Here is a 23,248-nt window from a genome sequence, read left to right on the forward strand (position 1 = left end):
TTGCAGAGTTACGAAAGAGGCGTCATGGCGGCTGTTGTGAAATCAAGGATCGTGGACGGCGTAGGCGTGTTAACACTTGCCGACACTTCACGGGAAAATGTCCTATCGGAGGAACTCGTCGGGCAAGCGCGGGATGTGCACCACTTGTTCCTCGAGAGTGATGTTCGCGTGGCGATCCTTGCCGCCGAGGGTTCCTCCTTCTGCTCCGGCCGTGATCCGCTTGCAGTGCGGGTGCCGGGGACGCAGCCCGCCGGAGCCATCCTCATCGACGAGATCGAGCGCTCGCCCCTGGCCTGGGTTGCGGCCGTTGACGGCCGTGCGATCGGCGCGGGCGTCCATCTCGTGACCGCCTGCATGCATGTCGTGGCCGGGCCAAACGCCCGTTTCCTCGTGCCCGAGCTGCTTCGCGGGACCTACCCGCGGCCAGTGGCGGCCGAACTCGCACGGATCATCGGACCGCGGCGCACGATGGCGCTCATGCTTACGGGCGAGTCGTTCAACGCCACCTCGGCGGTGACGCTCGGGCTGGCGAGCGAGGCCGTGGGAGCCGGCGAGGTGGGAGGGCGCGCGCTAGCGCGCGCCCTCGCGCTCGCAGCGCTCGATCCGGCACTTCTGCAGTCCGCTCGCGTTGACTGGAGCACCCGCTTCACGACTTCGCAGACCACGGCCTGAGCGCACTCGAAGGCCCAGGCTTCGGCCCGCTCAGTGCGGCACTCGCGCATCTCGCAAGCGCGAATACGGGGTCAGTGGCCTCGGGAATGCCGTGAAGCGCGGCCGCGTCATAGCCGAAGCCCGCGCTCGGGCGCGGTTCGGCCTCGAGGGGCTCGGCGTGCGGCCCTTGTTCCTGGAGGTCCACACATGTCATCTTCGGCATTCCGAGGTTGACCGACCTCTCCGACGGCTTCGATCGGCTGCATCGCGGCGAGCTGGCGCGCGATGACCACCGACTTCAGCGCCGCCTGAGTGCGGGGAACGCACGCAAATAGTGCATCTCTGCGCTAGCAGGTCTAAGCTAGCAGAATGTGGAGGGAGGGTGTCATGTGCGCACGCACGGTGGAACCGAATCATGCTGCCCGCACAACGGCGAACAGCGATGGCGCAGCGGCGACGACGTCGCTGACACCGCTACTGTTGCAGCGGTGGAGCCCGCGGTCGTTCGATCGTCTGGACGAGGTGTCCACGGCCGAGACCGACGCGCTCCTCGAGGCCGCCCGGTGGGCTCCGTCCTCGCGCAATGGCCAGTCGCGCCGCTTCGTCGTCGGACGTCGCGGCTGTGCGCTGTTCGAGCGGATCGCCGCGACGCTGAGCGGCCGGAACGCCGTGTGGGCACCGAACGCCGCGCTCCTCGTCGTCGGCGTCCTCATGCGCACTGACGAACAGGGACGCGCGCTCCGGTTCGCCGAGTACGATCTCGGGCAGGCCGTCGGCCACATGGCTGTGCAGGCGGAGGCGCTCGGCCTGCGGATGCGCCAGATGGGTGGCTTCGATCGCAACGCCCTCGCCGCGAGCCTCGCCCTCGATGCGGTGCACGAACCGTTCGTCGTTGCCGCCGTCGGGCGGCAGGCGCCGGCAGGCTGGCTCGACGCAGAGCTGGCCGAGCGGGAAGGGGCGGCGCGCGAGCGCCTGCCGCTGGCGGACCTCGTCCTCGCGAGGGACTAGACGTCAGCGCCGGATCCGTCAACCACGGCGATCCGGGCACAATGCGATAATCGTCCAAATCAGAGAAAAGATCGGTGGCTCCCCTTTGACTACTACAGTCGAAGAAGTGAACAAGGCTCAGCGTTCGGCGGATGACGCGCCCAGTATCCTGGGCTTCGCGATCCTGCAACTCCTCTCCCGCATGCCGGCGAGTGGCTACGATCTGAAGGATCGCTTCCAGTCCTCGCTCGGCCGCGGCTGGCACGCGTACGACACGCAGATCTACCGTGAGCTCAAGCGGCTGGAGGCCGCGGGCTTCACGGCGGGCGAGATCGTGAAGGGCCGGTCGGGCCCTCAGCGCCGTCTCTACACGATCACCGACCGGGGCCTCGACGCGCTGCGTGAGTGGCTGTGCTCCCCGATCGACTTCTCGAAGACGAAGGAGGAGTTCCTCCTCCGTATCTGGACGCTTGAGCTGTTCCCTCCAGGGGAGGCGGAGGAGTTCCTCGTCCGCGCCCGCCACGAGTGGCACAGCCAGCTCCAGCATCAGCAGGCGTCACTGCGCACGCTGAACGACTCCTACGGGGATGTCGACGAGGGTTCGTCAGACGTGTTCGCGCGGCAGCTGGGCATCGAGCTCACCATCGCGCTGACGAAGGCGCGGCTGAAGTGGATCGAGCGAGCGCTCAAGGTGCTCGCCGCCCGGGCTGCCGCCTCCGGGCCTGAATCGCACTAATGCTCCCATAGAAAGAGTCCACATCCCTCCCGTCGATGGCCGCCGCACCCGGCGGGCTGAGGACGGCCTGTCTCACCGATGACCGACATCCCGCGACATTTCGCTGTCGAGCTGCTCCCGCGCGCCTGCGGACCAGTGCCGACGCGTGATCGACAGCGAACGGATTCACGCTCATGGCTACTAGCAAGATGCGCTAGCTTCGCCCTATGCTTGAACTTGGGTCTGCGACTCGTCGGCGCGAGACAGTGCGGCCTCGCGCATCTCAAAGGAGAGGACGCACATGAGTGTGGGTTACATCGGACTGGGCAGGATGGGCGGAAACATGGCCCTGCGGCTGCTCGAGTGTGGCGTCGATCTCGTCGTCACGGACGTCAGCAAGGACCAGGCGGGTGCTGTTCTGGAAGCAGGGGCCCGCTGGGTCGACACCGCCGCGGAGGTGGCCGCCGAGGCGGATGTCATCTTGACATCGCTCCCCGGGCCGCCGCAGGTGGAACAGGTCGCGGCCGGCCCGGGCGGGCTCCTCGAGGGCATGCGCCCGGGGTCCGCGTGGGTCGACATGAGCACCAGCTCCCCCGTCCTCATCCGCGCACTCGCCCAGCGCTTCGCCGAGAAGGGCGTGGACGTCATCGACGCTCCCGTCAGCGGTGGACCGCAGCACTGCCGAGCGGGCGAGCTGGTGATCTTCGTGGGTGCGGAGGACGAACAGCTGGCGCGTGTGGAACCTGTCCTCCAGCACCTCGCGACGGAGATCCTGCACATCGGCGCCCTCGGCGCGGGTGCGGTCGCGAAGCTCGTCAACAACGCGACAGCGCTCGGCACGTGGAGCCTGCTCTCTGAGGTTTTCAGCCTTGGCGTGAAGGCAGGCGTCGACCACCAGACGCTGCACGGCATGCTGTCGAAGGGTGCGTACGGGCGCGGCCTCATCCTGTCGCAGATGCTCCCAGGCGTCGCCTTCAAGCACAACTTCGACCCCGCGGGCTTCGCGCTCAACCTTGGGCGAAAGGATATCGCCCTCGCGAACGCGCTAGGACGTGACCTCAACGTGCCGCTGCCCGTCCTGAACCTCGTCGAGCAGTCCGCCGTTGAGATGGTCGGCCGTGGCCACGGCGATAAGGACACCGCCGTCGTGTTCAGCCTCCAGGAGGAGCGCGCCGGCGTGGTCATGCACGACGGCGACGCGAAGGAGTTCACCCTGTGAGCGAGCTGGTCGTGGTTCCGCTGCACATCGGCGGTGAGGACGTCGCCGCTGGCGGGGGGACATACGTCGTCGTCAACCCGTCCACGGAGAAACCCTTCGGCGAGGCCCCGGAGGCGACGATTGCCGATGTCCAGGCCGCGGTCGACGCCGCGAACGCGGCCGCGCCTGCCTGGGCTGCCACGCCGCGGCGGGAGCGCGCGCGACTGCTCCACGCGCTGGCCGACCGGCTCGACCAGGAGCGAGGACGCCTCGTGCCGTGGCTGGGTGCCGAGATGGGAGGGGTCCAGAACGGCTCGGCAGGACGCACGCTCGACGTCGCGATCGAGGCATTCCGCGCATTCGGCGAACGAGCCAACCTCGACCTCTCCGAGAACTACGCGCCGCGCGTGTCGATGGGTGAGGTCGTATCCGGTGTCGCGCGGCGCAGGCCGGTCGGCGTCGTCGCCGTCATCGCCGCGTACAACGCCCCGCTCGTGAACACCTCCACGATGGCGGGCCCGGCACTCGCCGCCGGCAACACCGTCATCATCAAGCCAGCCCCGCAGGACCCCCTGACGACCCTGGAACTCGCCCGGATCGCGACCGAGGTCGGCTTCCCACCCGGCGTCGTGAACACGGTCAACGCCGTCGATCCGGAGATCGGGCGCGAGCTCGTACGCAATGCCGGCGTGCACGGCGTCGGATTCACGGGCAGCCCGACGGTGGGTGTGGAGATCGCCCAGGCCGCGGCCGCGCAGCTGAAGCCGGTGCTCCTCGAACTCGGCGGCAAGGGCGCGTGCATCGTGCTCGACGACGCCGACCTCGACATCGCCGTGAACGTCCTGTCGCTCACGTGGCGGATGCACTCGGGCCAGATCTGCGGCGCGCCGACCCGCGCGATCGTGCACGAGTCCGTCCGGGACGAGCTTGTCCGTCGGCTCGCCGCCGTCGCGGAGACGCTCGTCGTCGGCCCCGGCGACCACCCGCAGACGACCGTCGGCCCCGTGATCAACGGCGGTCACCGCGACCGCATCGAGGGCTACATCGCCTCGGCGCGCGAAGCGGGGGCGACGACGGCCGTCGGCGGTAGCAGACCAGACGTCTCACCGGGGTTCTACGCCGCACCGACGCTGCTCGTCGACTGCACGCCGGACATGGCGGCCGTCCGTGAGGAGATCTTCGGTCCGGTCATCTCGATGATCACGATCACCGAGGACGACGAGGCGGTCGCGATCGCGAACGACAGCGACTACGGCCTGGTGAACTACGTCGTCTCCGGGAACAGCGCACGCGCGCTCTCGATCGCGGAGCGGCTGGAGTCCGGCGTCGTCAGCATCAACACGCCGCAGAGCGCCGGCAACGGCATCGAGGAGATGCCGTTCGGCGGTCGCAAGCTCAGTGGCTTCGGCCGCAAGGGCGGTATCCACGCGATGCTCGCCTTCACCGAGCCGGCGGGCATCGTGCTCCGGAGTTGATGAACTCGACATATAGCGCACTATTGTGTTAGCTAGCTAGAGCCGATACCTTCGTATTCATCGCCCCAAGTCTTCTCCCGGGCACCAAACGACGCCCAAGTCGTCCCCGCGGAGTCGTATGAGAGTCACAAACAATTGCATGATCTGACAAGGAAGTCACCATGAACAAGATCCTGTCCGCCATCGGCGTCGGCGTGGTCGCGCTGCTCGCCCTCACGGCTTGCGGCACTGCCGCGGCAGAGACGCCCGCGAGCACCGCGGCCGCCGTCGAGGCCGGAAACCTGGACGCGCTCGTCGCGGCCGCCAAGAAGGAAGGCACGTTGCGCATCTACGGGCAGATCCCGGAGGCGTCAATGACGGCCCTCTCCAATGACTTCCAGAAGAAGTACGGCATCACGGTCGAGGCCCTGCGCCTCGGCGGCAACACCCTCGCGCAGCGGTTCGACACCGAGACCCAGGCCCACACCCCGAGCGCAGACATGATCGTCGTGGTCGACGTGCAGTACCTCGCGACCGCCGCGAAGGCCGGCTCGGTGGTCGCGTACTCGAAGTCGGGCGTGGCCGACCTTCTCGACCTCCCCAAGGAAGCCGTCTTCAGCGACTACGACGCGCCGAGCGTGCAGGTACTCGACACGGGCTTCATCTACAACACGGACAAGGTGAGGAAGAGCGAGATTCCGACGACATGGTCGGCGCTGGAAGACCCTAGCTGGAAGGGCCGGTACTGCGCCGTCGACCCGGGCACGTCCGTGAACGTCGCCCACTCCTTCTGGTCCGTCGGCCAGAAGGAAGGGGCCGACGCCCTGAAGAAGCTCGGCGAGAACATCGGTCGGTGGTACCCGAACGTCATCGCAATGAACGAGGCCGTCGCGGTGGGCGAATGCCAGCTGGGCCTGTTCAGCGCGAAGTTCTTCGTCGCAGGCATGCAGGGCAACGGGGCGAAGGTCGAGTTCGCCACGGCACCCTCCAGCGTCCCGCCGCTCGTCTCCGCGGCCGTCGCGGCGAAGGCGGAGCACCCGAATGCCGCACGCCTGTTCATGGAATACCTCCTCAGCAAGGAGGGAAACGCGGTCCTGAACAACCCGGACACCGGTTCGATCGGACCCTGGGACATGGCCCGCCTGCCAGCCGGGTTCTCGGCTCCGACGCCGGACGACTTCCAGCGCGTGCATGAGGCTACGCCGGACGTCATCAAGGCTCTCGGTCTCTGATCCGAGACTCGGCGTGACGACCCTCGCGGGCACGGTCCAGCTGTCGCCACGATCGTGCCCGCGCGGCGCGCCCCAGAGGCCGTCCGCGCCGGTCTCATTCCGTTGTAAGAAGAGATAAAGTGCGTTAGCTTGACCTCAGTTCCCGTGATCGACGACGCCTGCGGAGGCACACATGATGGACCAAGAGACAATTTCGCCCGAATCCGACTTCGACCCGATGGCCGACGAGTTCACGGCGGACCAGCACAGGGAGCTCAAGCGGCTGCGCGAAGAATCGCCCGTCGCGTACTCCTCGCAGTTCGGGGGATTCTGGGCGCTCACGCGCCGTGCCGACCTCGTCAATGCGGCGCGCAACCATGAGCAGCTGATCAACTCGATCCTGCATACCGTGCCGCACGGGCTTGCCGGCAACACCCGCCCGCTCATGCACTCGGACCAACCAGAGCACACGATCTACAAGGACGTCATCCAGAAGGTCCTCGGAAGTGACGAACTCCGTGACCGGGTGGTGTCCGAGGTGCGTCAGCGCGCCAAGGAGCTCGTCGCGAAGATCGCTTCGGAAGGCACGGGTGACCTCGCCACCGAGTACGCAGATCCGCTGATGGGCTTCGCAATCACATCGATCTTCAACATCGAAGAGGTCACGGGCGACGAGATGGACCGGACCATCCGCGACTACGTCATCGGAGGCCAGGTGCGTGCGGCGCAGCTCGCCCAGGACGCGAGCGCCAGGATGTTCAGCATCACGAAGAACCTCCTCGACGACCGCAGGGAGAACCCGCGAGACCCGTCGACCGACCTCGCCACGGCGCTCGTCCAAGCGCAGGAGGCCGGCATCCTCGTCGACGAGGAGAAGGTTCTCGGCGCGCAGCGGCAGCCCCTCGTCATCGTGTGGCTGGCCACCGCGCACACGCTGACGAACATCTTCCGGCGACTCCTCACCGACCACGGGCTCACAGCGAAGCTGCGGGCCGAGCCAGAGCTCATCGCCGACTCGGTCGACGAGTTCCTCCGCATGGACCAGCCGCAGATCGGCTTCGCCCGCTCCAGCACCGTCGACCTCGAGTTCGGCGGACGCCGCATCCCGGCCGGCTCCGCGATCGCGCTCGTCTTCCCGGCGGGCAACCGCGACCCCGAGGCATTCGAGGACCCGGAGACGTTCATGATCGGCCGCACTCCGAACCCGCACCTCGCGTTCGGCCACGGCATCCACAGCTGCCCGGGCAGGAGCATCGCACGGGGATTGGTGCAGACCGCAATCGAGGAACTCCTTGCGGGCACCGCGGACTTCGAGCTCTCGATCCCGGTCTCCGAGGTTCCGAACGAGCACTGGCCCTTCCGAGCGTCGCTGTCCCTTCCCGCGACGGTCCAGGCGCGGTAGACCGTGGCCTGCCTCGCGACGCTGGCGCATCCCGCCGTCGCGCGGTGAACTCGCGCCAGGCACACGGGGGGCACGGGCTGGGCGTCGGGGGGTTCATTCTCCTCGCCGCCCTGTCGGGGCTCTCGCCCCTCACCAGCGTGTTCATCCTCCCGGCCCTTCCAGAACTAGCGGACGATCTACACACCAGCCTGTCCGGTGCGCAGTTCGCCCTCTCCGCGGGGTTCGCGGGACTCGCGGTCGGTCTTCTCATGGTTGGTCCACTCAGCGACCGGCACGGTCGCCGCGCGCCGCTCATTCTCGGCCTCGTGGCCTACATCGCGACGACGGTGCTGTGCTCCTTCGCACCCGACATCGCGACGCTCATTGTCTTCCGGGCGCTGCAGGGGGTCTGCGGCGGGGCGGTGTGGGTGATCACCCGGGCCGTCGTGCGGGACTCTTACGCGGGGCAGGCGACGGCCCGCGTGCTCTCGCAGATGTCGATGGTGACCGCACTCGCTCCCGTGGTCGCGCCATCCCTCGCCGGACAGCTCCTCCTGTTCACGGACTGGCGCGGCCTGTTCCTCGCCCTGGCGGCGTTCGGCGCCGTCGTAATGTCCATGGGCGTGCTGTTCATGCGGGAGACTCTGCTCGTCGAGCGTCGGCAGAACAATGATCTGCGCGCTCAGCTCGCCGTGATCCATGGATTCTTCCGCGCGCCCTACTACTTCCTGTCGTTCGCCGCCCTGGGCGTCGTGCAGTCGGCGATGTACTTCACGTTCGTCATCATGAGCCCGTTCGTCTTCGTCGACGACTTCGGGATGACCGCCCAGCAGTTCGGCATGCTGTTCGGCGTCGCCGCGCTCATGATGGCGCTCGGGAACCAGTCGAACGTGCTGCTGCTACGCAGATGGAGGCCGGAGACCGTGCTGCGCTTCCTGCTCACGATCGCATTCGTCGGATCGGTCGCATACCTCGTGGCGGTCGTGCTGCATGCGCCACTGTCACTCGTGATCGTCGCCGTGCTTCTCGTCCCGCTGGCCGCGGGCGCCTCGAACGCCGACATCACCGCGTTGACGCTCGCACCGTTCCCACACGCCGCGGGTTCGGCGGCCGCGCTGCTGGGAGCATGCCAGTTCGGCGTGGCGGCCCTCGTGCCGCCGCTCGTGTCGCTTGCCGGCGTCAGCGCGCTCTCGATGGCCCTCACCATGCTCGTGACAGCGGTCGGGGCGTGGTGGATCGGCATAGCGATGCGGGCCAGGCGGGGCTTGCCAGCCGACCCGGACCCGGTCGCAGCCTGAGCCCGGCGCATTCCGCCTAACGCAGATTTCTAGTACACACTCGCGGCTGTCATCAGAGCTTTCAACCGAAATATCGCCTATTAAGATGACATCCCGGTCCTTATCAGTAGCGCATTAGTTCTTTTCATGCCAAGATGTCTGTGGGACGTGCGGAACCTCCAACCGGACCCAACGCATCTATCTCGACAACGGAGTGACATGGAAGCGAAGCACATGCTTTCCGGCACGCTCGGACGCACGCTCTACGTCGTACACAGCGAGCCCGCCGAGGGTGTCGACCCTGCGGCTGGCGTCGCATACCTCGAGGAGCACCTCCGCCGCCTCACCGAATGGGAGCGCAACGGCGTCCTTTTCGCGGCGGGACCCTACAAGCGCGAGGGCAAACCCACCCCACGCGCGCTGTACATCCTCCGGGCGGCCAGCCTCGCCGAGGCCACCAGGCTGGCGGCCGAAGAGCCGCTCCACAAGCACGGCGTACGCGTCTTCACGATCGACGAATGGGCCCTCAACCAGGGACGCATCAACGTCTCCCTCGACTTCTCAACTCAGCGCGGCGGGCTGGACGGCGCGCCGCAGTACCCCGCACACCTCAACGACTAGGCGGCAAGGAGCATCATGACCACTGCAAGCGCACAGCGGGACGTCACAGCCGAGGCGGTCATCGACCGCGTCAAGGCACTGATCCCCACGATCGCGGAGCGGGCCGCCGAAGGCGACCGCGACCGCAGCGTCCCGGCCGAGATCGTGGCCGCCCTCGTTGAGGCCGGCGTCGCAAGGGTCCTCGTTCCTGCCGCCTTCGGCGGCGCGGAGCTGGGCCTCGAAACCTGGTTCGAGATCGTCCACGAGATCGCCAAGTCGGACATGTCCACCGCGTGGATCGCCAGCCTCGCGATGCACCACCCCCACTACATCGCGCAGTTCCCGCTCGCGGCGCAGGAGGAGGTGTGGAGGGACGGACCCGATGTCGTCATCGCAGCCTCCATCGCGCCCGTCTGCAAGATCGAGCCGGTCGAGGGCGGCTACCGCGTGACCGGCCGTTCGCCGTTCACGAGCGGGATCAACAACAGCACGTGGGCCATGGTGAGCGGCTTCGTGCCGGGGTCCGGTCCCGGTCCGGACTGGCGCTTCTTCCTCATGCCGGTGAGCGACTACGAGGTGCTCGACACCTGGGACGTCGTCGGCATGCGGGGCACCGGCAGCAACACGATCGTGACGGAGGGCGTCTTCGTCCCCGAGCACCGCGTGCTCGCCTATGCGGACCTCAACGAGGGCGTATCCCCCGGCTCAAAGGTGCACGACAACCCGATGTACGCGCTGCCGTTCAAGTCGTACTCGTCGCTGACGTTCTCCGTGCCGATCCTCGGCGCCGCGCGCGGGGTGTACGAGAAGTTCGTCGCCTGGACTGCCAGCCGCGTCGCGGCCGGCGGTGCGGCGGTCCGCGACTTCACGAGCGTGCGCGTCAAGCTGTCGCGCGCCGCCGCCAGCATCGATGCGGCGGAGCTGATGCTGCGCCGCATCCTCGACACAGCGATCGGACCGGTCCGACCGACCGAGGACGACCGCGCGCGTGCGATGCGTGACTACTCCCGGGCCGTGGAGCTCGCGGTCGAGGCGATCGACGCGCTCGTCGCCATCGGCGGCTCGGCCGTGTTCGGAGCCTCGCATCCGATCCAGCGCGCATGGCGTGACGTGCACTTCGCGAGCACGCACATCTCGCTCAATCCAGAGACCAACTACGACCACTACGGCCGGCTCGCTCTGGGCATGGGCCGTGCCCCGCAGAACCTCAGCTACTGAGGCCTGCGGAAGAAGACAGGGGTGAGGGCATGACGGCAGATACGGAGACCCGACGTCGCTTCCGCGACGTCATGGGTCGCTTCGCGACCGGGGTGACCGTGATCACTACACAGTCCGAGGGTCAAACGCACGGCATGACGGCCAACGGCTTCATGTCGGTGTCCCTGGAGCCGCCGCTCGTGGTCATCTCGGTGCGCTGCGAATCCAAGATGATCGGCTCGATCGACGCGGCAGGCGCCTATGGCGTGAGCGTGCTCGGCTTCGAGCAGGCGTTCCTCAGCAGGCACTTTGCGGGTCGCCCTGCGGAGGGCCTCGAGGAGCCGTTCGTCGAGATCGACGGCATCCCGCTCATCCGGGGCGCCATCGCCCACATTGCGGCGAAAGTGGTGGACCGACACGTGGTCGGCGACCATGTCCTGTTCGTGGGCGAGGTCACGACGGCGGAGCACGTCTCGGGCGATCCGCTCATCTTCCATGGCGGCAGCTACCACGCGCTGTCTGACATGGGCGAGTGGACGGCACGTTGGAACGTGGCCGGCGGGTGGTGGTGACCGCTCGGCTACCGCATCCAGAGGTTCTAGTAAATAGGCAACTATTGCGCTAGATAACTGCGGTAGATACCCTAAACGCCGGGAGAACAGCCGTGGTGCCACCTAGGCATCACTAGCTGAGAATTTCTTTCACAACGACAAAGAGGTCACTGATGAAGACGCTCCTTTCCCAAACCGGCACGAGCACTCACGCGGCAGGTGCTGATGATTGACACGTCGACGGTGGCCGGCGCCGGGATCCGCTCCGTGCGGCCCAGGCGCTTCCGCGCCCCATCCCCCTTCGCCGCGATGTCCCTGACCCTCGCACTCGTCATGATCGCGATCACTGTGGCGTCCGTCGGAACAGTGATCGTGAGCATGTTCGTTGCCCAAGGGTCGCCCGCGGTCTCCGTTCTCACCGATCCGCGCACGTGGCAGCTCGTCGGCGCGACTGCGATCATCACGAGCGCCAGCACGATTATTGCCTCCCTGATCGGCGGCGGCCTTGCGTGGCTCAATGAGCGGACGAACGCCCGGATGGGAATCTTCTCCGACATCCTGCCGCTGATGAGCTTCCTGCTCCCGCCCGTGGCAGGATCGCTCGGCTACATCCTGCTGTTCGCGCCCAAGGCCGGGTACGTGAACCAGGCATGGCGCGGGTTCCTCTCGCTCTTCGGCGTCATCGACGCCGCACCGCTACTGGACATCTACAGCTGGGCCGGTCTCATCATCGTCTTCTCCGTCTACGGCGTGCCGTTCACGTACATGATGATCGCGCCCGCGCTCCGAATGATGGACTCGGGGTTGGAGGAGGCAGCGCGCATGTTCGGCGCCGGTCCGATCCGGACGATGTTCCGGGTCACGCTCCCCGCGGTCCTCCCAGCAATGGGGGCCGGCGCGTTCCTCTGGATCTGGGTCTCCTTCTCGATGGTCGACATCCCGTTGATGATCGGCACGGGGGCGCGGATCGAGGTCCTCGCCTCGCGGATCGTCCAGCTCCTCGCGTTCTCATATCCCGCAAACCGGCCAGGTGCGGTCGGCCTCAGCCTCATCATCACGGCCGTCGTGCTCATCGCGTGGTTCATCCAGTCCCGCATCCTCCGTGCGAGCAAGCACGCGACGGTCGGAAGCAAGGGTGCCAAGACTGCTCCGGTGGACCTCGGAAGGTGGCGTACGCCGGCGCGCATGTTGGTTATCGTGTACTCCGCCGTCACGATCCTGCTGCCGGCACTCGCACTGATCTACGTCTCCCTCGCAGGCACGTGGCGCAGCGGGATCTCGCTTGAGGGACTGACCTTCAATGAGTTCGCGAAGATCTTCTCGAACCCGTACACACTCGCGGGTCTGCGGAACAGCTTCGGCCTCGGCCTGCTCACGTCGACGATCGTGGTGCTCATCGCGGCGATCATCGCCCTCTACGTCGCGCGGGCCGGTTCCTTCACGGGCCGACTTGTTGACGCGGGCATCAAGCTGCCCGCGACGCTCGGAACCGTTGTGCTCGTGGTCGGCATGGTGCTGCTGTTCACGGGCGCCCCGTTCCACCTTGGCGGAACGCTTACCATCCTCTTGATCGCCTACACAACGCTGAGCCTGCCGAACGCCTCGGTGTCGGCGGATGCCGCCGTTGCCGGCGTGGGCAACTCACTCACGGAGGCCGCACGGATGTCCGGGGCGAGCGAGAGCCGCACGTTCTTCCGCGTCATCTTCCCACTCCTCATCCCCGGCCTCGTCGGGGCCTGGGCCGCCGTGTTCGTCCGCTCGGTGGGCGACCTCACGGCGTCGTCGATGCTCTCCGGCGCCAACAACCCGGTGATCGGCTTCCAGATCCTGGAACAGAGCAGGTACGGATCATACGCAACTACCTCGGCCCTGTCCTTCACGCTCGCCGTCGTCTCCTCCATCACCGTGCTCGGCGCGGTCTGGATCGGCCGCCGGAGCAGCCGGTGGACCCAGGCCTCCACCACCCGTTCTCGAAAGCGTTAGTCAAAGGATCCGTGCTGCCATGACCACTGAACCGATCACCAAGACGCCGATGACGACCACGACCGCCGGCTGGTCCGCCGCCGCCCCTGACCAGCCCCTGCTGGCCATCCAGGGCCTGCGCAAGCAGTTCACCCGTGCGAACGGCCAGATCGTCACTGCCGTCGACGACATCTCGTTGTCGATCGCGCCCGGCGAGTTCATCGTCCTGCTGGGTCCGTCCGGCTGCGGCAAGACGACGCTGCTGCGCTGCATCGGCGGCCTCGAGAGCGCCAGCGAGGGCACCATCGAGATCAACGGCCAGCCCATGTTCAGCGCCGAACTGGGCATCGACATTCCGACGCGTCGCCGCGGCATCAGCATGGTGTTCCAGTCGTACGCGCTGTGGCCGAACATGACCGTGTTCGACAACATCGCCTTCCCGCTGAAGAGCCGGCGCCGTGGCATGTCCAAGGCGGAGACGGCGACCGCGGTCGACGAGATCGCGCGAGTCGTCGGCATCGCTGACCTGCTCACGCAGTACCCGCACCACATCAGCGGTGGCCAGCAGCAGCGCGTCGCACTCGCCCGCGCGCTCGTCGACGGCAACGCCCTCGTGCTGTTCGACGAACCGCTCTCGAACGTCGACGCGAAGGTCCGCAAAGATCTGCGCGTCGAACTCGCGAGCCTCCAGGGCAAATACGGTTTCGCCGCGGTCTACGTGACGCATGACCAGGAGGACGCGATGGAGCTCGCGGACCGCATCGTTGTGCTCGACGGCGGACGCATCGCGCAAGTCGGCGCCCCTCAGGACATCTACCAGAACCCCTCGAGCAGCTACGTGGCGGCCTTCGTGGGATCGAGCAACTCGCTCCCGGGCACCGTGACGTCGGCCACGCCAACCGCGGTGACCTTGGAGAGCGCGTTCGGCACCGTGAGCGCACGACCGTCGGATGACGTCGAGCCCGGACAGGCGGTCGACGTCATGTTCCGTCCGCAGCACGTGCGCATCCACACCGAGCGTCCGGTCGGCGAGAACACGTGGCGGATGTGCCTGCGCAAGATCATGCACGCCGGCACGCACGCCGAGGCGGTGCTGACGCACGACCACAATATCTACCAAGCCCGCGTGGAGGTCGACTTCGACGCCCCGCTGGACACGGATGTCTGGGTTCAGGTAGCCCCGCGCCACGTGTTCGCCTTCCCGCAGGGCTGACTCCCCGCGCGACGGCCTCCGAGGGCGGGCGGTGGGCGGCCTCCAGGCCCCGCTGACCGCCGTCCACGGGAAGAAAGGCGGTGTTCCGGCGCTCGTGCCGGGACACCGCCGACGCGTCGTCGCGGCATCCACGCTGATCGCGGTGCCGCTCGTGCTGATATCGCGCGGCGGCCGAGGCCATCCAGCAGATGACCAGTCCCCGAGCAGCGCCTGAACTGGCGCGGAACCGCTGACGAGACGCTAGCGGCAGCCCCACCCCGGGGCAGCGCCCGCGGCGTCGTGAGGAGGAAGAACTGTGACTATGACGCAGCTCCGCGATCTCGCGGAATGGGCGGCGACGCTCACCATCGACGATATCCCGGACGAAGTCCTCACGCAGGCCGCGTGGTGTGTCCTCGACCTGCTGGGCGTCACCGTCGCGGCGTCGCGCGACGACGCCGTCACCCGTCTCATCGCGGCGGAGCGGACGATGGACGACTCCCGCCAGGCGCGCGTGCTGGTGCGCGGCGATCGCTTCTCCGTCCCCGCGGCGGCACGGATCAATGCGTTCACCTCGAGCCTCACCGAACTTGCCGACAACGTGTCCGTGCACGCGAACGAGGCCAATATCCCACTGGCCCTTGCCTACGGCGAGCACCACGGGGTGAACGGTGCCGATGTGCTCGTCGCCGTCGTCGTCGGCGCCGAGACAGCCCGCCGTCTGCACGACGTGTACTACGACGCGAAGAGGCCGGCCAGCGAGTTCCCGGTGGGGATGACGTCGCCACTCAACACGTTCGGCAGCGCGTTCACGGCCGCGCGTCTCATGGGCGCGGACCCGCAGACGATGCTCGACACCGCAAACGTGTCCTTCAACCTCATCGCCTCCGCTCTGGACGTGACGGTGATGCGCGGCAGCGAGCTCAAGCCCATGCTGTTCAGCGGTTGGCCCAGCGCTTGCGGCTACACCGCGGCGACGTACGCGGCGCACGGTCTCACCGCGGCGCCCGATTCGTTCTTCAGCCCACGGGGCGGTTGGCTCCCGGGCGCGGCGGAGGTGTGGAATGCGGATGAGTTCACCCGCGACCTCGGCACGCGGTGGGAGCTGCAGCGGCCTGATCGCAAGCGCCACGCGGCCTGTGGGTTCTCCCACTCCGCGCTCGACAGCGTGCTGGACCTGACGCGGGACGTGACGGACATGGACCGCATCGAGCGGATTGACGTGGGACTGTTCCCGTTCGGCGCGCAGACCGTCGGCGGGCCGGCAGACGGGATCACGACGAGCACGGCAGCGAAGTTCAACCTGCGCTACCTCATCGCGAGCGCCCTGCGCTGCGGCAGCGTCGTCGCGATCGGGGACACCGCCGAAGGCACGATCCCTGACCGCCTCGCGGACCCGGAGTTCGTCAAGGTCATGGACAAGGTCACTGTGACGGCGAACGAGGAGTACGGTTTCGCGCGGCGGTTCACGTCCGACGTCCGTGTCCGACTGGCCGGCGGAGAAGAGCGAACCGCGGTGCTCGACCACGCCCGCGGCCGCGGCGACAACCAGCTGACCAAGACCGAGCTGGACGAGAAGTACACGACGCTTGCTGCGCCCGTGCTCGGCGACGAGCGAGCCGAGCAGGTGCGTCGCGTGGTAGACGAACTCGTGGGGGTTGCCGATGTGACGACGCTCGTCGACCTGCTCGTCGACTGACCCGACAACGACGAAGGCCGTGCCCTGGTTCAGGGCACGGCCTTCGTCGGTCCGGCTCAGAGGCCGAGCAGCTTCATGATGTCCGCGGACTCCCCCAGCGCTGCCTTCTGGTCGGCGGGGCTGAGCACCGAGAACCCGGCGGGGTACTTCTCGGCGTCCATCGCCCCATACGATCCGATCGACACGTCGTTGACCGTGGCGCCACCCTCGGACGAAAGGCTGTAGAGCATGAAGAGGCGCGCGGCGTTCGGGTGCTGCGCCGCGCCGGCGACCGCGACGCCGACGACCGGGTAGACGGCGGTTGGGGCCGCGGCGAACTCGACCGCCGCGCCCTTGGCCTTCATCGCGTGGGCGAAGAACTCCGCGCTGTTGAGGCCGAGAGCGCACTCCCCGGAGGCGACCGCCTCGTTCATGGGGATGACGCTGGGGTACCACCGCGCGATCTTCGAGCCGAGCTTGGACAGCACGCCGTCCCCTCCGGCGTTCCGCAGCGACGCCATGAAGACCATCAGGGACTCGGACGTGTCCGGGGACACGGCGCAGGTCTTGCCCGCGAGCGGGGAGGCGACGAGGTCCTGCCAGGAGGTCGGGATGTCGGCCGGCGACACCATGCCGGTGTTGTAGATGAACCCCGTCGAGAGCACCTGGAACATAGGGATGCCGGCGTACTGGTTGAGCTCGGCGGTTGGGGGGAGGCCGTTCAGCATCGCGGGGACGCCGCTGTCCGTGAAGGGGACGAGCGCACCCTCGTCGGTCGCCTTGAGGAGGAAGTCGAGCGTGGTGGAGAGCAGGACGTCACCCGACGGACTTCCCGCCGCCGTCTCCGACTCGAACCGGGTCGGCAGGGTCGTCCCGCCGAGACGCAGGGATTCGACCGAAATGCCGTACTTCTCCTGGAATCCTGCGGCGAGCTTCTTCTGGTCGCCTTCCGACAGCGCGGAGTAGACCCGGACGGAGCCCTCCTTCTGCGCTGCGGCAACGAGGTCTTCGAGCGTGGCGGCGGCCGTATGAGCGGCCGTGGGGGCGGCAGGCGACGCCGAACAGCCGGTGACGGCCAATGCGACCGCGAGCAGCATGATGGATGCCGAGCGTGCGTACTTCATGAGACCTCTTCGTCTGGGTGAAGGCAGGGTCGACGTCTACCCTGCATGGACAGGATTTCGGGCGCGCTCGGATGCCCGCGGACGGACAGGCCGTGGCGGGGCGAGCGCGGCGGACGGCGGCGTTGGCGGCAGAGTGCCGCAGACGCCCGCTAGGGCGCGCCGACCCCGGTGGGCAGAGCCAGCGGAGCGTGGAACGGCCAGTGCTCGAGCGGAAGGTCCGCGCGGTCCACGCTCAGGTCGAGGTCGCCCGTGCCGGTGATGAGCTCGGTGAGCGCCACCTCCACGATCGCCTTGGCGATCTTGTGGCCCGGGCAGGAGTGGATCCCTACGCCGAAGGCCAGGTGGGGATTCGGCGAGCGACCGATGCGGAAGGTGTGCGGGTCGTCGAAGTACTTCGGGTCGCGGTTGGCCGCGGGGAAGACAAGGGCGACCGGAGCGCCGGCCTCTATCGTGCGGCCGCCGATCTCGATCTCCTCGCTCGCAGTCCGCGCGAAGCCCAGCTGAGGCTGGTCCATGCGCAGAAACTCGTCGACCGACGCGGCGATCAGATCAGGCTCCTCCCGCAGGCGACGCTGGAGGCCCCGGTCGGTGAGGAGCCGGAGGAACATGTTGGCGAGCGCGTGCGAGGTCGCGAGCCACACGATGACGAACGGCTGGCGCAGCGCACCGATGAGCTTCGCCTCGTCCGGCGCGCGTCCGTCCGCCTCCAGTGCCACGAGGGCGGTCGCCAGATCGGTCGCCGGGTCACGGGGCGCGAGCCGGCGATCGTCGAGGAGTCGCTGTGCGACATCCTCCATCCAGCGGTTGTAGGCGAACATCTTGTCGCGGTCCTCGTCACGGCCGACGACGGCGGCGCTCTGGCCCGACGTCGTGTACTCGTGGACGACGTCGTCGAACTCGTCCCCCGTCACGTCCTCGATGTGGAAGACGGATACGATGGCCTGCCCCATCAGGGGCTGGGCGTAGCCACGGCAGAGGTCGCCCGAGCCGTTCGCGACCAGTTCCGCGACGAGGGTGCGGGCGCGGGCCCGGACGACATCGACGACCTCCGCGCGGAGTGCTTCCGAGTTGAGCACCTCCTGGATGGGCGTGCGATAGACCGTGTGCTCCGGTTGGTCGACGTGCATGAGGGGGCGGGTGTTGCTCGTCAGGTTGCCCGGGACGACGTGCCGCGGGAAGTTGCGGAACTGGCCGTGGTTCCGGCCCGCGGCGACCACGTCGTCGCGATTCAGCAGCGCCCAGAATCCACCCCAGTTGGTCGAGTGGGCGACCGGGCGGGTTGCGCGGAGATCGTCGAGCGCTTCGACGGGACGCGAGATGAATTCCGGCGTCATCGGATCGAAGTCGGATTCATCCACGGTGGTCAGTCGGCTCGTGTAGTCGTGTGCTGTCAACGTGCAGTCTTCCTTCCCGGCCGCCCCGCCGTCACCTGGTGTCGGCGAGGCGGTTCTCGGCTATCACATCATTGTGAAATTTAACTAGCGCATCTATGCGTTGCTTTCCGGAATATAGCACCGCGAGTTGCCAATGGGAAAGGTTCGATTTCGGATAATGCCGCAGCGGGGCACAACGTCACTGACGGCCCACCTGTCCGCTGGCGTGTGCCGTAAATGAATCCCGCGCTCTGGCACGGTTTTCGGGACCACGCGGCAGATCATGGCGGCGCACCTCTCCGCCCTGGTGCGCGCGCAGCCGGACTTGACGAGTGACGCCGACGGCGTGCGCAGCGAGCACTGGCGCAAACACAAGAGACTCGCTACGGTACGTGTAAGAAGCGAACAAGTTCCCTTGAAGTCGCTGACTCATCGCCCAATGAGGCGTGGCGGTCCGGCCGCATCAGCATGCCCGCCGGCGCTCCGGTCGATCGGCGTGCGGTGGATCCCGCCGTGCTCGTCGGCGGGTTCGATCGACCGGAAGGATCCCGATGGGCAACGAAGTGCGGACCAATGAGGCGGCAGGTGCGGTGAGTCGGCGGATCGCGGAGTTCGTTGTCGGGTTGCGGGATCAGCCGCCGCCCGCCGCGGTCCTGGCCCGCATGCGGCTGCACGTTCTGGACACGCTCGGGTGTCAGCTCGCCTTCGCCACTCTCCCGTGGTCCCGGGACATCTGGGCGTATGTGCGCGCGCGGGACACGGCGGGCCCCTCGACGGTGGCGTTCTACGGCGCGAAGGTCGCACCGGAGCTGGCCGCCTTCGCGAACGCGGCGTTCACGCACGGCTTCGAGATGGACGACACGGACATGGCGTCCACGAGCCACCCCGGCACCGTCGTCGTCTCGTCGGCACTGGCGCTCGGACAGCAGCTCTCGGCATCAGGTCGGGAGTTCCTGACGGCGGTCGCCGCGGGGTACGAGATCATGATCCGCGTGGCGCTCGGCGGCGTGGGGATGACCGACCGCGGCTACCACTCGACCTCGGTCACCGGACCGTTCGGTGCGGCCGCGGCCGCGGCGGTGTTGGAGGGGCTCGACGTCGACGTCACGACGCATGCCCTCGCGATCTGCGCGAGTCGCGCCGGCGGCGTCTCTGAATTCGCTGTCTCCGGGGGCACGGAGAAGCGCCTCCACGGAGCGTACGGCGCGCAGATGGGTCTCGAATCCGTAGGGCTCGCGCGTGCCGGAGTGACGGCGCCCGTCCGGGCGATCGAGGGCGAGCGCGGACTCCTTCGAGCCGTGACCGACACCCCGGCGCCGGATCTCATCACTGCCGGTCTCGGCCAGGACTTCCTGGGCACGAGCACGGGGATTAAGCTCCACTGCTGCTGCGGTGGACAACACTCCGTGCTCGACGCCGTCTCGGACCTCGTCTCGGCGAACGACATCCGGCCCGAGCAGATCGCCCGGATCGCGGTCCGCCAGAATCCGCGGGAGTTCGACGCGGTCGGCCTCATCCGACGGCCGCAGGACGTCATCTCGTCGCAGTTCAGCGTGGCGTTCGGCATCGGGCTCCGGCTCGTGGCGGGGGCGAACGGCTTCCGCGACTACATCGAGGCGCGCCTCGATGACCCGCGCATCCTGGAGGTCGCCGACAAGGTGGTCTGCGAGCGACTGGCCCCGGAGGCGCGCCTCGACGGTGACGGCCCATGCGAGGTGGACATCGCCCTCGTGAACGGGGACGTGCACACCGCGTACGTCAGCCATCCGCGCGGCTCGTCGCGCTTCCCCGTGGACGAGGACCACGTCGTCCAGAAGTTCCGCGCCCTGGCCGGCGACGTCCTGGGAGAGGCGCGCGCCGACCGCATCATCGAGATGGTAGCGAACCTCGACGCACTGCCGGGCGTCGGTCTTCTCGCCGAGCAGCTCGTGCCGCGGGACGACTATCGCCCCGCGGATCACTCGCGGCTTTTCTCGGGCACGCGATGACTCTCGCCGTCGCTTGAGCCGACAGACGACGAAGGCCGTGCCCCCGTTCGGGGCACGGCCTTCGTGGTTACTGTTCAGCCCTGCGGTTCGAGGGCGAGTGCGCTGCGGGCGGCGTTGGCGCCGGAGATCATGAACTCCGTCACGTCGCCCATCGAGTTGTAGTACGGACCCCACATCGAGCCGCACTCACCGATCGCGTAGAGCCGCCCGATGGGCTGCTCGTTCGTGTCCAGCACGCGCTGCTCGGCGTCGTGCTTCGGGCCGCCGTGCGTGTTGATGAACGTCGGGACCATCGGACCGACCGCGTAGAAGGGACCGGAGTCCAGCGGCGTGAGGAAGTCCTTCCGGCCGAACTCCTCATCGAGGCCCGCCGCGCATGCCGCGTTGTAGTCGCGGATCGTCTGCGCCAAGGTCTCGGGGTCGATGTGACCGCCGCGGTAGGCGCCGGGGTCCGCCGCGAAGGTGCACTTCTCGGCGAGTTCCTCGATGGTGTCGGCTTTGATGATCCAGCCGTTCTCGAGCTCGGCGATGTTGTCGGCGCTCCACAGCGGCGTACGCGAGTTGAGCGTCGTCATCGCGGGACCGGCACGAAAGACCTTCTCGTCGAAGATCTGGAACGCCGGGATGTGTGTGAACTCCGCCGTGTCCGGGTCGATCTGGAACCACTCCTCACGGTTCGCGTAGCCGTGCCGGAGCGTGCCGATCTCGACCGTCTCGTTGTGGAACCTCTTGCCGTTCTTGTTCACCCAGATCAGGCTTCCGGCCTCCGTGAAGACGGGGGAGGAATAGCCGAAGCGTGCGGCGCGCATGAACTCGTAGGTCACGTAGACGCGACCGGCCTCGACCTCGACGCCCCAGTAGAGAGGGCCCGAGACAGAGCTCATGTGCCACAGCTTCGCGCCGGCGCGCTGCGCCATGGCAATCCCGTCGCCTGTGAGCAGGGGCGAACCGAGGAACTTCACGGGAGCGTGGCTAAGGTACTGCCGCCGCATCTCGTCGTTGAACTCGAAGCCTCCCGTAGCGAGCACCGTCGCCTTGCGGCCGCGCACGGCGATGCGACGGCCGTCCGCCGTCCGGGCGATCGCGCCGAGGATCTCCCCGGTGTCGGGATCCTGGACGAGCCGCTCGGCCGGCGTCTCCAGCCGCACCCGAGCGCCGCGGTTCTCCGCGAGCCGGGAGATCGCAGTCCACAGGGCGTCGCCGCCCGGGGCCGTGATCACGCTGTGGCCGAGGATGCCGCCGGCGCCAGGGGCGCCCGGCCACTCCGGGTAGAACCCGTCGGCGCGGTACGGCTTCGGGTCCTCCTTCATCGGGAAGCCGAGGTGCGACTGGAACTCAGGGATGCCGGCGAGGCCGTCGATGAAGGCCTGCAGCACCTCCGCCTCCGTCTGTCCGCCGCACAGCCAGTCGAGGTACTCCAGTGCGCGCTCGTCGTCGTCCGAGTGCAGGATGAGCGAGCCAGCGATGCAGGCGGAGTTGCCGCCGCCGATCGCGCCCTTCTCCAGCACGAGCACGTCCGCTCCGGTCTCCGCTGCGACAGCCGCGCAGGACGCGCCCGCACCGCCGTAGCCGAGGATCAGGAGGTCGGCCTCGTCGTCCCAGCGCCCGGGGACTCCGTGCAGCGGGGGCTCCCGCCGGGCGGCCCGGTCATCCGTCATCGCCCGCTCCTCGGCAGACGCGTGTAGAGGCGTCGTGCGGTCCCCTCCAGGATCAGCGTGCGGTCTGCCTCGTCGAGCCAGTCGTAGCTCTGGATCGATCGCGTGATGTCGTCGTACTGGTAGCCCGTCAGCGGGTCGATGGGCGAGCCGCTACCCGGCACCTCGGTGCCGAGCATGACGCGGTCGGCGCCAACGGTCTGCACGAGCAGCGCGAGGGCTTTGCGGTCGTGCACGAGCGAGTCGAAGTACAGGCGGCGCAGGCTGTCGTCGAACGACTCGATTTCGGGGGGTGCCTCGCCGTCCTTGTTGTCGTACGCCTCGACCTGCGTGTACTCCAGATACCGGGCGGCGCGCCAGCGGCCGACCTGGTATGGGACCGACCCGCCGCCGTGCGAGACGATGAGCGACAGGTTCGGGAAGTGCTCGAACACCCGCGAGTTCGCGAGCGAGATGGCCGTGCGGCTCGCCTCGGTGATCATGTGCTCGCTGTAGTTCTCGCGATCCGACCGGCAGCCGGCCGCGTGGATGAGCGCGGGCACGCCCAGCTCCTCGAGCTTGGCGAACAGCGGGTACCACCACTCGTGGCCGACACGCGGGATGCCGAGCTCCTGGCCTTCCGCCGGGTCCGGGTTGATCAGTACGCCGATGAAGCCGAGCTCGAGGACGGCGCGCTCCAGCTCGTCGAGCCATGCCTCCGGCTCGGTGCCCACGGCCTGTGGCAGCGCCGCGACGCCGCGAAACCGCTCCGGGAACGCCTCCACCTGGGCGGCGACTGCGTCGTTGGTGGCGCGGGTCCACCAGTCCACGATCTTGGCTGGGCTCTCTGCGTGCATGAGCTGGAACGGACGCGGCGAGATGAACTGGACGTCGGTGCCGACGCGGTCAAGCAGCCCGACGTGGCGCTCGGCGGCGCGCAGCACGGCCTCCGTCTTGAGCTTGATGCCTTCTCGCCCGTGCGCTCCACGGCCGGCGGTGAGGATCGATCGGTACGCGTACAGCTCGGCGGGCGAGCTGACGTGGCCGTGGATGTCGATGATCACAGGGATGTCTC

The 23,248-nt window shown here is 67.9% G+C and carries 19 protein-coding genes; 15 read left to right on the plus strand and 4 right to left on the minus strand.

All coding sequences use genetic code 11. The features are described from left to right. Positions 1-24: 24 nt before the first annotated feature. From CGQ25_RS15715 to CGQ25_RS15780, 14 genes are all read left to right on the plus strand, one after another. Complete coding sequence (locus CGQ25_RS15715; protein ID WP_208710780.1) at positions 25-672, plus strand: enoyl-CoA hydratase/isomerase family protein; 648 nt, start codon at positions 25-27, stop codon at positions 670-672. 366 nt (positions 673-1,038) lie between these two features. Beyond that, complete coding sequence (locus tag CGQ25_RS15720) at positions 1,039-1,659, plus strand: nitroreductase family protein (protein ID WP_208710781.1); 621 nt, start codon at positions 1,039-1,041, stop codon at positions 1,657-1,659. 106 nt (positions 1,660-1,765) lie between these two features. Next, positions 1,766-2,374: a PadR family transcriptional regulator gene (locus tag CGQ25_RS15725; protein WP_208710782.1), complete on the plus strand. Its 609-nt coding sequence runs from the start codon at positions 1,766-1,768 to the stop codon at positions 2,372-2,374. 259 nt (positions 2,375-2,633) lie between these two features. Continuing rightward, a complete protein-coding gene (locus CGQ25_RS15730; RefSeq protein ID WP_255405806.1) occupies positions 2,634-3,572 on the plus strand; it encodes an NAD(P)-dependent oxidoreductase in 939 nt (312 codons plus the stop codon). Beyond that, positions 3,569-5,026, plus strand: a complete 1,458-nt coding sequence (locus tag CGQ25_RS15735) for an aldehyde dehydrogenase (RefSeq protein WP_208710783.1) — start codon at positions 3,569-3,571, stop codon at positions 5,024-5,026. The genes CGQ25_RS15730 and CGQ25_RS15735 overlap by 4 nt, the downstream gene beginning before the upstream one ends. A gap of 161 nt (positions 5,027-5,187) precedes the next feature. Next, complete coding sequence (locus CGQ25_RS15740; RefSeq protein ID WP_208710784.1) at positions 5,188-6,237, plus strand: ABC transporter substrate-binding protein; 1,050 nt, start codon at positions 5,188-5,190, stop codon at positions 6,235-6,237. A 175-nt stretch (positions 6,238-6,412) separates the two neighbouring features. Beyond that, positions 6,413-7,618, plus strand: coding sequence for a cytochrome P450 (locus tag CGQ25_RS15745; RefSeq protein ID WP_208710785.1), 1,206 nt, complete (start codon positions 6,413-6,415; stop codon positions 7,616-7,618). A gap of 44 nt (positions 7,619-7,662) precedes the next feature. Further along, positions 7,663-8,895, plus strand: a complete 1,233-nt coding sequence (locus CGQ25_RS15750) for a multidrug effflux MFS transporter (RefSeq protein WP_208710786.1) — start codon at positions 7,663-7,665, stop codon at positions 8,893-8,895. A gap of 198 nt (positions 8,896-9,093) precedes the next feature. Then, entirely contained in the window at positions 9,094-9,495 is a 402-nt protein-coding gene (locus CGQ25_RS15755) for a YciI family protein (protein WP_208710787.1), read from the plus strand. Between the two features lie 15 nt (positions 9,496-9,510). Further along, positions 9,511-10,692, plus strand: a complete 1,182-nt coding sequence (locus CGQ25_RS15760; RefSeq protein ID WP_208710788.1) for an acyl-CoA dehydrogenase family protein — start codon at positions 9,511-9,513, stop codon at positions 10,690-10,692. 29 nt (positions 10,693-10,721) lie between these two features. Next, positions 10,722-11,243, plus strand: coding sequence for a flavin reductase family protein (locus CGQ25_RS15765; protein ID WP_189693643.1), 522 nt, complete (start codon positions 10,722-10,724; stop codon positions 11,241-11,243). Positions 11,244-11,447: 204 nt separating this feature from the next. Next, the gene (locus CGQ25_RS15770; protein ID WP_208710789.1) at positions 11,448-13,205 is read left to right on the plus strand and encodes an iron ABC transporter permease; all 1,758 of its coding nucleotides are present in this window, start codon (positions 11,448-11,450) and stop codon (positions 13,203-13,205) included. 19 nt (positions 13,206-13,224) lie between these two features. Further along, on the plus strand, positions 13,225-14,397 hold the full coding sequence (locus tag CGQ25_RS15775; RefSeq protein WP_208710790.1) for an ABC transporter ATP-binding protein: 1,173 nt from the start codon (positions 13,225-13,227) through the stop codon (positions 14,395-14,397). 301 nt (positions 14,398-14,698) lie between these two features. Beyond that, the gene (locus CGQ25_RS15780) at positions 14,699-16,075 is read left to right on the plus strand and encodes an MmgE/PrpD family protein (protein WP_208710791.1); all 1,377 of its coding nucleotides are present in this window, start codon (positions 14,699-14,701) and stop codon (positions 16,073-16,075) included. A 56-nt stretch (positions 16,076-16,131) separates the two neighbouring features. Here CGQ25_RS15780 and CGQ25_RS15785 read toward each other — a convergent pair whose 3' ends face one another. Both CGQ25_RS15785 and CGQ25_RS15790 read right to left on the minus strand, forming a co-directional pair. Further along, on the minus strand, positions 16,132-17,178 hold the full coding sequence (locus tag CGQ25_RS15785; RefSeq protein WP_208710792.1) for an ABC transporter substrate-binding protein: 1,047 nt from the start codon (positions 17,176-17,178) through the stop codon (positions 16,132-16,134). 149 nt (positions 17,179-17,327) lie between these two features. After that, a complete protein-coding gene (locus CGQ25_RS15790; RefSeq protein ID WP_208710793.1) occupies positions 17,328-18,536 on the minus strand; it encodes a cytochrome P450 in 1,209 nt (402 codons plus the stop codon). A 566-nt stretch (positions 18,537-19,102) separates the two neighbouring features. Between CGQ25_RS15790 and CGQ25_RS15795 the strand changes: the two genes are divergently transcribed. Further along, positions 19,103-20,539 (plus strand): MmgE/PrpD family protein, encoded by a 1,437-nt coding sequence (locus CGQ25_RS15795; protein WP_208710794.1) that lies wholly within the window; start codon positions 19,103-19,105, stop codon positions 20,537-20,539. A 74-nt stretch (positions 20,540-20,613) separates the two neighbouring features. Here CGQ25_RS15795 and CGQ25_RS15800 read toward each other — a convergent pair whose 3' ends face one another. Next, a complete protein-coding gene (locus tag CGQ25_RS15800; RefSeq protein WP_208710795.1) occupies positions 20,614-22,197 on the minus strand; it encodes an FAD-dependent oxidoreductase in 1,584 nt (527 codons plus the stop codon). Next, the gene (locus tag CGQ25_RS15805) at positions 22,194-23,237 is read right to left on the minus strand and encodes an amidohydrolase family protein (protein ID WP_208710796.1); all 1,044 of its coding nucleotides are present in this window, start codon (positions 23,235-23,237) and stop codon (positions 22,194-22,196) included. Before CGQ25_RS15805 ends, CGQ25_RS15800 begins: the two co-directional genes overlap by 4 nt. Positions 23,238-23,248 lie beyond the last annotated feature (11 nt).

It is taken from the genome of Sinomonas sp. R1AF57, from assembly GCF_002224485.1.
Classification (GTDB): Bacteria; Actinomycetota; Actinomycetes; order Actinomycetales; family Micrococcaceae; genus Sinomonas; species Sinomonas flava.